This is a genomic window from Funiculus sociatus GB2-C1, from assembly GCF_039962115.1.
GTDB classification, from domain to species: domain Bacteria; phylum Cyanobacteriota; class Cyanobacteriia; order Cyanobacteriales; family FACHB-T130; genus Funiculus; species Funiculus sociatus.
Map to the genome: position 1 here is coordinate 1 of NZ_JAMPKJ010000109.1, position 12225 is coordinate 12225.

10 protein-coding genes and 1 pseudogene are annotated in these 12225 nt (G+C 45.2%); 7 read left to right on the top strand and 4 right to left on the bottom strand.

What is annotated here, in order from left to right; all coding sequences use genetic code 11:
* Positions 1-116: 116 nt before the first annotated feature.
* The 4 genes and pseudogenes from NDI42_RS27635 to NDI42_RS27650 all read left to right on the top strand — a co-directional run.
* Positions 117-752: pseudogene (locus NDI42_RS27635) on the top strand (M48 family metalloprotease); the annotation flags it as partial.
* Between the two features lie 98 nt (positions 753-850).
* On the top strand, positions 851-1513 hold the full coding sequence (locus tag NDI42_RS27640; protein WP_190458182.1) for a class I SAM-dependent methyltransferase: 663 nt from the start codon (positions 851-853) through the stop codon (positions 1511-1513).
* A 236-nt stretch (positions 1514-1749) separates the two neighbouring features.
* Positions 1750-2616, top strand: coding sequence for an NAD(P)-binding domain-containing protein (locus tag NDI42_RS27645; protein WP_190458184.1), 867 nt, complete (start codon positions 1750-1752; stop codon positions 2614-2616).
* A 206-nt stretch (positions 2617-2822) separates the two neighbouring features.
* Positions 2823-4142, top strand: coding sequence for an alkaline phosphatase PhoX (locus tag NDI42_RS27650; protein ID WP_190458186.1), 1320 nt, complete (start codon positions 2823-2825; stop codon positions 4140-4142).
* 68 nt (positions 4143-4210) lie between these two features.
* Here the strand turns inward: NDI42_RS27650 and NDI42_RS27655 are convergent, their stop codons facing one another.
* Together NDI42_RS27655 and NDI42_RS27660 are read right to left on the bottom strand one after the other, a co-directional pair.
* Positions 4211-4951: a methyltransferase domain-containing protein gene (locus tag NDI42_RS27655; RefSeq protein ID WP_190458197.1), complete on the bottom strand. Its 741-nt coding sequence runs from the start codon at positions 4949-4951 to the stop codon at positions 4211-4213.
* A 517-nt stretch (positions 4952-5468) separates the two neighbouring features.
* Entirely contained in the window at positions 5469-5999 is a 531-nt protein-coding gene (locus NDI42_RS27660; protein ID WP_190458187.1) for a hypothetical protein, read from the bottom strand.
* Between the two features lie 129 nt (positions 6000-6128).
* Between NDI42_RS27660 and NDI42_RS27665 the strand changes: the two genes are divergently transcribed.
* The 3 genes from NDI42_RS27665 to NDI42_RS27675 all read left to right on the top strand — a co-directional run bounded on the left by NDI42_RS27665 (position 6129) and on the right by NDI42_RS27675 (position 9301).
* On the top strand, positions 6129-6707 hold the full coding sequence (locus tag NDI42_RS27665; RefSeq protein WP_190458189.1) for a thioredoxin family protein: 579 nt from the start codon (positions 6129-6131) through the stop codon (positions 6705-6707).
* 17 nt (positions 6708-6724) lie between these two features.
* The gene (locus NDI42_RS27670) at positions 6725-7768 is read left to right on the top strand and encodes a molybdopterin-dependent oxidoreductase (protein WP_190458191.1); all 1044 of its coding nucleotides are present in this window, start codon (positions 6725-6727) and stop codon (positions 7766-7768) included.
* Positions 7769-7846: 78 nt separating this feature from the next.
* Positions 7847-9301: an adenylate/guanylate cyclase domain-containing protein gene (locus tag NDI42_RS27675; protein ID WP_190458193.1), complete on the top strand. Its 1455-nt coding sequence runs from the start codon at positions 7847-7849 to the stop codon at positions 9299-9301.
* Positions 9302-9370: 69 nt separating this feature from the next.
* Here the strand turns inward: NDI42_RS27675 and crtB are convergent, their stop codons facing one another.
* On the bottom strand, positions 9371-10294 hold the full coding sequence (gene crtB, locus NDI42_RS27680) for a 15-cis-phytoene synthase CrtB (protein ID WP_190441989.1): 924 nt from the start codon (positions 10292-10294) through the stop codon (positions 9371-9373).
* A gap of 158 nt (positions 10295-10452) precedes the next feature.
* On the bottom strand, positions 10453-11913 hold the full coding sequence (gene pds / locus NDI42_RS27685) for a 15-cis-phytoene desaturase (protein WP_190458194.1): 1461 nt from the start codon (positions 11911-11913) through the stop codon (positions 10453-10455).
* Between the last annotated feature and the right edge of the window lie 312 nt (positions 11914-12225).

Here is a 12225-nt window from a genome sequence, read left to right on the forward strand (position 1 = left end):
TCTCTTCAATCTCCGCCCCCTAAAGCGTCTGCCAAATCCTGTAATTGCTTAGTCAGACTACACTTAAGGCTGGTTATTTGGCTACTGGGTCATCCAAATGAGCGAACGGTGAGAAATACGTTCGCGACATAGGAAATAAACTGGCAACTGTGGCGGGACGGAGTGATTTTGAGTATGAATTTTATGTTGTCTTAGATGACAAACTAAATGCTTTTGCTCTCCCAGGCGGCAAAGTTTTTGTAAATGCTGGTGCAATTACTCGCACTAATTCAGAAGCAGAATTAGCTGGTTTATTGGCACATGAATTATCTCATGCTGTATTATCTCATGGGTTTCAACTGGTAACGCAAGGAAACCTTACTTCTAGCGTGACAGGATTTATTCCCTATGCGGGAGGTACTGTCACCAATCTCATCGTTTCCGACTACAGCCGCGACATGGAACGTCAGGCGGATATTCTCGGAACTCGCCTGATTGCTGCTACCGGATATGCTGCTGATGGGTTGCGTAATCTGACAGTAACGCTGAAAGAGGAAGATAGCGATCGCCCAATTTTTACTTGGCTCTCAACTCATCCTGTCACCGATGAGCGGATTCGTTATTTGGAAAGTTTGATTGAAGGCAACGGTTACAACCGCTATGCTTATGAAGGAGTAGCGCGACACAATGAAATCAAGGCTAAAGTAAAACAACTCCTAGATGAGGCTAAGAAGAAGGAAAAAGAACGCAAACGACAACGCGATCGCAATTAGATGTAGGTTGGATTGAGGAACCTCACCCAACATTGATATGGGTTTGATGGGTAACTACAAATAATGATCTGCATCTACTTAGTAATTAGTAATCAGTTATGCAAAGAATATTAGAACCCGAAGTCATGGACAGTTGGGAAGAAGCAACTGAATATGACGCAATGGATTTCACTGAGATAAACGCGGCTTTTGCTCAACGTGCGATTGAGTTAATAGAGTCCCCAACTGCAACCATTCTCGATGCTGGAACTGGTACAGCGCGAATTCCTATTTTAATTGCACAGCAGCGAAGTCAATGGCAAATTATCGGCATTGACATGGCAGAATATATGCTACAAATCGGCAGGAAGAATGTAGAGAATGCCGGCTTGCAACAACAAATAAGTTTAAAATTAGTGGATGCCAAGCACTTACCATATCAAGATGGTACATTTGATATGGTTATTTCCAATAGCCTTATCCATCACCTGCCAAATCCACTGCCTTTTTTACAAGAATTGCAGCGAGTGCTAAAACCTAATGGCGCAATTCTCCTCCGGGACTTGATTCATCCTCCAAGTGAGGAAATTATCAATTCTCTGGTTCAAAGTATCGGAGAAGAGTATAACGAACACCAGAAAAAGTTATTCCGCGATTCTCTCCACGCCGCCTTTACTCTAGATGAGGTAAACGAGTTGGTGCAACAGGCTGGAGTGTCCAATGTTACAGTTTACCAATCAAGCGATCGCCATTGGACAGCAGAACGATTCTGGAATGCCTAATTTATAACTTTTGCTAACATCAATAGGAAGCTGTTTTAGAGATAAAACAGCTTTCTAAAAAATCTTAAGTTTGTTCAAAATAACGTTTACATTTTTTGGGAATCGTACTTTAATATAAGTGGTATTGACAGGGTAGGCATGATGCCTGCCCTGTTGCTTTTTTATTCCTAAGGTTTAGTCGGGTCGGCATTGCCACCCCTAGAGTCCAACACCAGTTTTTAGAGGTCAGAGTAATTGTGAAAGTAGGATTTTTAGGGACTGGGTTAATGGGACAGCCGATGGTCAAAAGGCTGTTAGAAGCTAAAATTTCGGTGGTTGCATACAATCGCACCCAATCGAAACTAGCACCTTTGCGAGATGCGGGTGCTAAAATTGCTGACTCTCCGCAAGAAGCAATTCGCGAGTCTGATTGCGTAATTTTGATGCTGACAAATGCTACAGCAATTCATGATACTTTATTGTCCAAAGCTTCCCGACAAGAATTAAAAGGTCGCACAGTCGTTCAAATGGGGACGATTTCGCCAAGCGACAGTAAAGCGATCGCATCTGAAGTTGTTGCTGCTGGTGGCGAGTACATTGAAGCACCCGTACTGGGAAGTATTCCGGAAGCCGAGGCAGGTAAATTAATGGTAATGGTCGGGGCTTCTGGCGAACAATTTGAAAAGTGGTTGCCATTACTAAAAAACTTTGGTTCAGAACCCCTGCATATTGGCGAAATTGGTGCTGCTGCTGCTGTGAAATTAGCCCTTAATCAACTGATAGCTTCTTTAACAAGTACCTTTGCACTAAGTTTAGGATTTGTTCAAAATCAAGGTGTCGAAGTCGAGAAATTCATGCAAATTCTGCGACAAAGCGCCCTCTACGCACCAACATTTGATAAAAAGTTGCAGCGAATGTTAGATAGAAACTACGAAAATCCCAACTTTCCGACTAAACATTTACTGAAAGATACTAACTTATTTCTTACTGAAGCTAAGTCAGAGGGGTTGAACGTCAGCAGTTTGGAAGGCATTCGTCAAATTTTAGAAATAGCACAAAATATGGGTTTGGCTGATGACGATTATTCAGCCTTATTTTCTGCTATTAATCCCAAAAATGATTAATTTAACGTAAAGGTAGCGCTGTCGCGCCGCTTCGCTAACGCAAATAATCCTCTGCCTCCCTCAGAGTTAAAAATTCCCTTAGAAAAAATAAACTGTACAAGCCATAATAATTCCTGAACAAAGAATTAACTTCTAGTTAATCAAAGCTTTGTCGAAGGTTGATGAACGCCAATTAAGCTATTCTACGCATAAACGCGGAGAACACCATGTCTTTATCACGGCGGCAATTCTTCACCCTAGCAGGCACCAGTGCTGCGGGTGTTGTTTTAATGTCCCCTCTAGAAGCTCTTTATACCAGAGTAGCCAACGGTCAATCAGTGAGTGGGGGAGGTTATGGCCCGCTTATTCCAGATCCCAATGGTTTGTTAGATTTACCACGCGGATTTCAATATCGCGCCATCTCTCGCACCGGGGACATGATGAACGATCGTAACCCAGTGCCGGGTGGTCACGATGGCATGGCTGCGTTCCCCGGCCCTAATAACACAACTATCCTAGTTCGCAATCACGAATTAAGCCCGAATTCCACCACGCAAGTTGCCGGACTCAAGTACGATAATCTCTGTAAAGGTGGCACAACAACACTGATCGTAGGGCCGGATCGCCAATTAAAGAGTCATTATGCTTCCCTAGCGGGAACCTACCGTAACTGTGCGGGTGGCCCTACTCCTTGGGGTTCGTGGATAAGCTGTGAAGAAAATACCTCGACTCCCGCTACAAACGATCCAGTTAATACGACTGGTAATGTCGAGAAACGTCACGGTTATAACTTTGAAGTTCCGGCGAATGCAAAAAGAAATGTGGTTCCTGTGCCTCTAAGAGCAATGGGGCGTTTTAACCACGAAGCAGTTGCAGTTGATCCGAAAACTGGAATTGTTTATGAAACTGAAGATAGAGGAGATAGTCTCTTCTATCGCTTTATTCCAAATCAACCGGGGAACCTCGTAGCAGGCGGTGTTTTGGAAGCTTTGAAAATTAAAGGAATGCCCCAGGCAATTACTAAAACTAATTTCCCGGTGCGTAAACCGATGGAAGTTGAATGGGTTCGCATCGACAATCCTGATCCTGATACGGATACTGTCCGCCTCGAAGGCTTCAGCAAGGGAGCAGCCCAATTTACACGTGGGGAAGGAATCTGGTACGGCAAAGGTGAATTTTACTTTTGCTGCACTAATGGTGGAGAAAAAGGATTGGGTCAAGTTTGGCGCTACGTTCCTGGTACAAATGCACAAGAAGGCGGCACTCTCGAACTATTTGTTGAACCAAACAATGAAAATGTATTAGAGGGCCCGGATAACATTGTTGTGGCTCCTTTTGGCGATTTGATCATCTGTGAAGATGGTGACGACGAGCAATTTGTAGTCGGCGTGACTCAAAAGGGCGAACTCTATCAATTTGCTCGGAATGCGATCAATGATAGAGAGTTCGCTGGTGCCTGTTTTTCACCTGACGGACAAACCATGTTTGTTAATATTCAAACCCCAGGCATCACGTTTGCTATTTGGGGACCTTGGGCAAGAGGATAAGAATTGGTAATTGGTAATTAGTAATTGTAGAGGTGTCATAAAAACGTCTCTACAATTATCAGGGCCGATTACCAATTATTTGCAAGGTAAACATTGGTGCTATAGACCAAATATACAAAGCCTCGCTCATTACAAGCGCTTGCATATAGTTCTTGCAAATTAGAGATGAGTTGCTGTTGTGTTTGCCCTCCTTTTGGAATGTAGGATACACTTTGCGCTCTACCAACTAATCCCTCTAAATCTAACTCTTGCTGATACTCAAAAGTTAGGCAGCGGACATTAGGGAAATGCGGATTGGAGAAAAGCGGATCTGCACAAACCATCCGCTTTTCTGCTGGATGATTGTTCGATGCAGCCTGAATTATGCGGCTGTAATTTGCTGTGAATTCGTCGTTGCACTCTCGATCGTTCCACACTACAGCTAATCTACCATTGGATTTAAGAATGCGGCGAAACTCTTGCAAAGTTGGTTCCGGATTAAACCAATGGAAAGATTGGAAACAAGTCACCAAGTCAACTGATGCGCCTGGTAAATTAGTTGCTTCCGCTGTCCCTTCACGAAACTCTACTAAGGGATGCGGTGATGCAGCTTTTCTCATCGCTGCATTTGGTTCGATGGCAATTACTCGCACCCCACGTTCAGCTAAAAGACGTGAAGATATACCCGTACCCGCACCAATATCTGCTGCTACGAGTTGCGAAGGTTCTCCCAATCCTTCCAGAATAGAGTCAATGGCAGGGGTTGGATAACTCGGTCGATGTTTCGCATAATCCGCCGCCCTGTCAGAAAATCGCGAGAGGGGATTCATTGCGTGTAGGGGAGTGTCTTTTGAGTTAGTTTCGTTCACAAGTAGCACCAACTAACAACTTTTCACTATAGCAGGCCTATTTGCTCTATAAAAAAACGAACCGCTGAGACGCAGAAAACCCAGAAAAAGAGACGAGGGAGAATTTACAACTATGGCAAGGATTGCTATAAATCAAATCAAAAAGACTTGAGGAGGTAACAAGAAAATACGCAAGTTTGTTGTTTAAAATTGGCTTATACGTTGTGTCTCCATAATAAGAGAATAGATGTATTGCGCTCTAGTGAGAATTGATATAGAAACTATTAAAACTGACAAGGTTTTTCCTACCTCTAGACTTTACTTTGATTTTTATGATAAAATACTTCTGATGAGTAAGAATTAGGTTTTAATATTTTTCAAGACAGATTTTTATTATTTTAGTAATACCCCTATAACAGCTCTTTTGTAGTAATAGTCAATACACTTTATTTAATTTTAGATAGCATTTGGTGGGCGATGCCCACCAAACAAAACCTACTTAAAATTCCCCTAGAGCATCGCTGCGTTTTCTTCTGGTTCGTCGCCGTAGTTTCTGTGCCAGGAAAGCTGCTTCCCGTTCAGCTTTGTATAAATCAATTGGTCGCGTGGTTAACACTAATGAGCCATCTTGCTTTTGTTTCATGTAAGGTACAGTCCTTGTTTTGTATTCGCAAATTTCAGCCTTCTTGTTGATGGCTCTCAATTCAGCGTTAATTTGAGTGGAGATGTCTTGGAGCTCAAGGATTGCCGCATCTAACTCACTTGAAAGTTGATTGATGCGTTGTGCTTGTGCCTCCAAGCTTTTCAATCTGTCATTCAGCCTTTGCTGTAGCAGTTCTTTGTAGCTTTTTACTGGCAAAGATGGAATAAACCTCGATGAGTTAGCTGTCGATTGTGGCCGTGCTTTAGTAGTGGTAATAGTTTGCAATGAAACGCATTTTTGCTGAGAACTTTCCAGCTGTGCGGGATGCCGTTTTGATTTGCCGCTTAAGAGTGGAACTACTTTGAGGTTTGCTTGCCCTTTTCTCATGTCGAGGCTCGGATTAGCTTAATGATACAAATGTACTATACAACAAGTGCGATCGCTACCCGCTATAGCAATTTGCATTCCCGTAGAGCAATATAGGTGGGAGCGCAGTTAAAAAACGGAGTGCATATAATGGCAAGAGTTGCCTCAACCATGTTGCCGCTAGGCACATTAGCCCCCGATTTCCAACTACCGGATGTTTTTGGTGAAACAATTTCCCTCGCCACCATGAAAGGGAAACAAGGATTATTGGTGATGTTTATCTGCAAGCATTGTCCATTTGTCAAGCACGTAGAGGCACAATTAGCGCAAATTGGCAAAGATTACGAAAATAAAAATCTTGGGATTGTGGCAATCAGTGCCAACGATGCCAGCAACTACCCGGATGATGCCCCCGACCAACTTCAGGCAATGGCTAAAGAGTTGGGATTCACTTTTCCTTTGTGCTATGACGAGACTCAGGAAACTGCCAAGGCTTACACAGCAGCTTGTACTCCGGACTTTTTTCTTTTCGATGGAAACAGAAGTTTAGTGTATCGCGGTCAATTGGATGATAGCCGTCCTGGTAACGATAAGCCTGTAACTGGTCAAGATTTACGAAATGCGATTGATGCAGTCCTGGCAGGTAAACCAATCTCCGATATGCAGAAGCCCAGCATCGGCTGCAACATCAAATGGAAACCCGGAAATGCACCAGCATATTTTTCATAAGGGATGAGGGATGAAGGATGAAAACTAAAAAATTCTCCCTCTGTCCCTCTGCGCCTCTTGCCGTTTGCCTTTGCTTGCTTGCCTTACTTGCGGGATGTGGGGATAGTCCAACAGATGCCCAGTTGGAGGAATGGCGAAAACAAGCGATCGCGCGAAACACGACAATGATTGCTGCCCATAAAAAAAATCGGCAGCAACAACAGTGGGAACTAACGATTCAGGGGCAAACCGCTAGGGAAGTAAGATTATCTATGCAACAATTGGATGCCCTAGCAACTACCCGTATAAAGACGCGATCGCCTCATAACACCAACAAAGCTGATGAAATTCTCGACTATCGAGGCGTTGCCATCTCAAAGCTGTTGGAATTGAGTACCACACCAGCTACTGAAATTACCTTTGTATCTTTTGATGCCTACCGAGCCACAGTTAGCCGCGAAGATTTGCTTAAGTACCCAATCATCATCGCCTTAGAAAGCAATGGTAAACCGATTTCCCGCAGCGACGGTGGCCCGCTTTCCCTAGTTTTCCCCTATACTAAGTACCCGCAACTCCAGCAAAATTATCCTGACCGCTTTTGGGCATTTTACGTCACCAACATGATAGTTGGCACCGAGCCAATACAGTTGCGAGTAGGAAAAAGCCAACTTAACGCCAAAGACCTCGACCAACTAGAACAAGTCACCATTGAAGAAGCCGTCGGCTACCCAATTGGTTGGCCGATTAGCAAAGTAAAACTTCAGGGTGTGCGAGTGCGAGACGTTCTGGCGGCTGCTGGCGTGACCCTGCCAGAAGTCGCTGCGGTTGTATTTCGGGGGAAAGCGCCAGCCTCCCGCGATGCCAAGAATCCGATTAGTATCTTGGCAAAAGATATACGCGAGTGTGACATTCTACTGGTCACGCGCTGGGGCGACAAACTCGACCCTATTCCTGCCAAAATGGGTGGACCGGTAACGCTGGCGACAAGCAGCACTTGTCAAGAATCAGATGGCAATCGAGAACGCGCACCTCAACATCAGCGTTGGCTTACTTTTGTTGAGGAACTAGAAGTCAGCAAATAATGGGGGCTGGGGACTGGGGACTGGGGATTAGGTAAAACTTTTTCCCAATTAGCAATTAGCAATTAGCAACTAGGAATTATGAAGGTTCCCGCGTTCCGCTCTATTCACACCCAAATTATGACCGCCACAACACTTCTCATTGTGGCGATTGTCTCATCTATGGTGTGGCTGTGGGCTAAGAACGAGAGCCGTCTTTACCGCTACCAGAAGCGGCGCGAAGTTCAGCAACTTACGGTAGCTTTATCTAATGCCTGGACGAACGAACTACAGGATCAAAACTGGGGACAGATCCGACTGGGTGTGAATTCACTTGCTAAAAGAAACCAAGATTTTGTTTACATTCTAATCTCAGATGTGCGGTTATCAAATCAAATTGTTGCCGCCAGTCATAGCGATTTTCAAGAACAGTTTTTCCCGGATATTATACCTGTAGAAATTACCGAATCTGCCCTAGAAGTATATGATAAAACTTTGGTTGTAGAAACATCGCTTCTACGGGATATTAGCTTCGACAGCAAGACAAGGGCGCGTCGAGGGGAAAAAATAATTGAAACTGCCGCAGCTATCCGCGACTCATCAGGGCAAAAAATCGGAACTTTGCGGATCGGGATGTCTTTGCGGCAGGTAAATCAAGCGGTAGCGAACGCAGTGGAAAAAGCTCTTTTAGTTGGGGTTTTCGGGCTTTCTTTCGGGCTTTTCGGGGCATACCTTTTGGCAAAGCAATTGAGTAACCCGGTGCGACGACTGCAAATAAGTGCTGTCAAAATTGCCGCAGGCGATTTAGAACATCGCGCGGAAATCCACCGTCGAGACGAAATTGGCGCACTAGCGATCGCCTTCAACGAAATGTCAGCCTCGCTACAGACTTTATTCAGCAGATTCCAGAAAACCATCGAGTCGTTTCATCGCTTCGTGCCAGAAAAATTTCTATTGGTGATTGCACCCGAAGGCATCGAAAATATCCACGTAGGTTTCGCCTCAACACGCATTATTACGATCCTGTTTGCCGATATTCGGGGCTATACAGCAATGTCGGAACAAATGACACCGTTGGAAACATTTTATTTTTTAAACGATTACCTTGCCTGTATGGGGCAGGTAATTGACAGCACAGGCGGCTTCATTGACAAGTATATTGGCGACGCAATCATGGCGCTATTTGACGATGAAGCGACCGACAGCGCCCTCATAGCGGCTTTAGCTATGCGGCAGCGACTAAAAGTATTTAATGAGGAGCGAAGTCATCAAGGTTTGCCAACCATTGACATCGGCATTGGCATCCACCGGGGCGAAGTAGTTATGGGTACAGTCGGTTTTAGCTCCCGCATCGATTCTACAGTTATAGGCGATACAGTCAACGTAGCCGCTCGTGTAGAGAGTCTGACCAAAAACTACGACAGCAGCATTTTAGTAACGCAGCCAGTCGTCACCGCCTTACGCCATCCGAAAACCTTTCCCCTGCGCTTAGTAGATAAGTTTGTCAGAGTCAAGGGCAAAGAAGAACCTGTAGCCATTTACGAACTAGATGGTTGAACAACGTTGAGTTTTACAAAGCCCTAGACTTCCGTTGCTCCGGAGTTTTGAATTTTGAATTCAAAACTCTTACAGTGCTTGCGCCCGCAACCAAGCGACGGGCAAACTCAGCAACTTTCGGGGAGTAGGGACATAGGCTCTTTTGGTAAATACGTCGTAATCATTTTGTTCAATCACATCAAGAATCTGGCTGTACAACATTAAAGCTGCCCAGACAGGCCAGCGAACCTCCGGACTCAGATAGCTGATGCCTTTTTCTGCCTCCCTATAAAATTTACGCGCTCGTTGAATTTGGAATCGCATCAATTCGCGCCAGCGCTCGTCAACCACACCATTGATTAAATCGTGTTCAGTGTAGTTAAAGAGGGCTAATTCGTCTAGAGGGAGGTAGATCCGACCCCGACGGGAATCTTCTCCAACATCTCGTAGGATGTTGGTAAGTTGGCTGGCAATTCCCAATGCGATCGCTTGCTGTGTGGGAACATAAGCATCTTCATTCCAAGGTGTCACGTACTGCTTGGTATCCACACCCATCACAGATGTTGACATCAAACCTACAGTACCAGCCACCCGGTAACAGTACAGATGTAGCTCCTCAAAAGTCTTGTACCGACTGCGATATAAATCCATCCGTTGTCCGGCGATCATATCCCGAAACGGCTCAATATCTATTGAGAAACGTTGCAGCGCATCCACCAACGCTACATCTGGGTCATCTACTGGCTCTCCAGCGAAGACCGATTCCAGCTGTTGTTCCCATCGATCCAAAGTCTCAGGGGTTGTAATTCCGGCTTCGGAGCCGTCTACCAGTTCATCCGTTAGCCGACACCAAGCATAGATAGCCCAAATGGCTCGCCGCTTGGGTTTTGACATCAGCAGCGTACTCGGATAAAACGTTTTCGCGTACTTAGCCGTAATCTGACGGCAGAGTTCGTAGGCATCCTCTGTTGAGGCCAGCGTTCTCATGCGGGGGAGTTTAGACAGTTGCAGCATTCATTGCAGGCTGAAAAGTGGGTCAGTTATTAGTTGTCTATTGTCCGTTGTTTGTTGCCAGTTGTCTGTCCTCTGTTGTCAGTTGTGGGTTCTGTGTTGTCAAGTTGGAATGTGGTTAGGTTGGAACGTTGTTAGAAGGAAAATTCCTACCCAAACTTTCAACTTGGCAACTTGACAGCTGTTCCCTGACGACCGACGACTGATGACTGACTGCTGACGCTTGGCAACTGACGCTCGGCGACTAAGGACTGATCGCTTACAATTGCCTGCGCTGTCAGCTTACCAGAAAGTACGGCACCCTCCATACTTGCCAGGAAACGCTGCATTGTATAATCCCCTGCCAGATAGAAATTTGCAATCGGTGTCTTTTGTGACGGGCGATACTGTTGACGGCCTGGAATTGCCTTGTAGACTGAGCGCGGCGTTTTTACAACGTGATATTTCAGCAATTTTGTGGGGTTATCGGAGCCGAAATGATCGGGGAAAAGTTTTTTCAACTCATCCATCGTCGCATCGATAATTTCCTGGTCGGATTTGCTAATCCAATCTTTTGCAGGTGCTAGAACTAATTCCAGCATGGATTTATCCGGGTTAGCGTAGCCGCGACAAGTGTTGCTCATGTCAGCATATACGTTCAAAAGAGGCGATCGCGAAAACAGCAATTGGTCGATTTGCGTCAGCTTCCGATCAAACCACAGATGTACGTTAATGACCGGGACACCCTCTAAACCATCCAGCTTTTGGAAATACTCCATCTTTTGCCAAGGCTGGGGTAGCATCACCTTCAGGGGGTCTACAGGCATCGCCGAGACGTACATATCAGCCGTGAGAATTTCATCCTCAGCACCATTCAACCCGCGAATCAGAAATCCTCGCACTGTGCCATCTGAATTTAGTAAAAATTCTTTAATTGGTGCATTCAAGCGCACTTCACCGCCACGCTCGGTGATATAATCCACCATCGGCTGACACAACCGCTCTGTTGGGGAGCCATCCAGAAAAGCCATTTTTGAGCCGTTCTTTTCCTGAAGGAAGGCTCTTAGGGCAGTTAGCAGAACTACAGCCGAAATCTCATCTGGATTGATAAAGTTTAGCGATTTAGATGCAGCGATAAAGATATCCTGTTGTACTTCCTCACTTACACCTTGGCGCTTCAGCCATTCAGAAAAGGTATAATTATCCGTTTCGTCAACATACTTTTGCCCCCGCAGCATCGCTGGAACCAAACCTTTAGCTAACTGGATTTTCTCACCCCAAGTCAGCATATCGTTGTTCCGCAAAATTGCTACTATCCCATTCAAGGGCGCAGGCAAATCGGGAAAATCAAACCTACTATAAGTGCCTGGTTTTTCGGGCTGGTTGAAGATCATAGTGTGTTCTTTCCACTGCAACCGATCTTCGATGTCCAGTTCCTTGAATAACTGCAACATATTGGGATAAGCCCCAAAAAAGACGTGCAGCCCAGTTTCGTACCAGTCGCCGTCAGCATCTTTCCAAGCAGCAACTTTACCGCCCAGTACGTCCTGCCGTTCGAGGACGATGGGAGTGTGTCCAGCATCTGTCAAATATTTAGCGCAGGAAAGTCCTGCTAACCCCGCCCCAGCGATCGCAACGCGCATTTGATGGTCTACCCTTATAGGTTATAAAGAAAGCGTGTTTTCTCGCTCTCATTATACTTTGCATTTCGTAACAAAACCTAGACGCCGAAAATAAGTGCTAATTAGTAATTGCTAATTGGGAAGATATTTTTCCCTCTTCCCCAGTCACCTTTCCAATCTCCAGTCCCTAGAAACAGATGAGTCAAGACAACCCCGATGCCTGACTGCCTGACACATCTTTGTAGATGCTTGGTAGATCAAGGGTGACAGGTTAATGAACGGATGCGAGAGAACCAAATCTGGTCATAGAAATCATGCTCAGCCCGTTTAGAT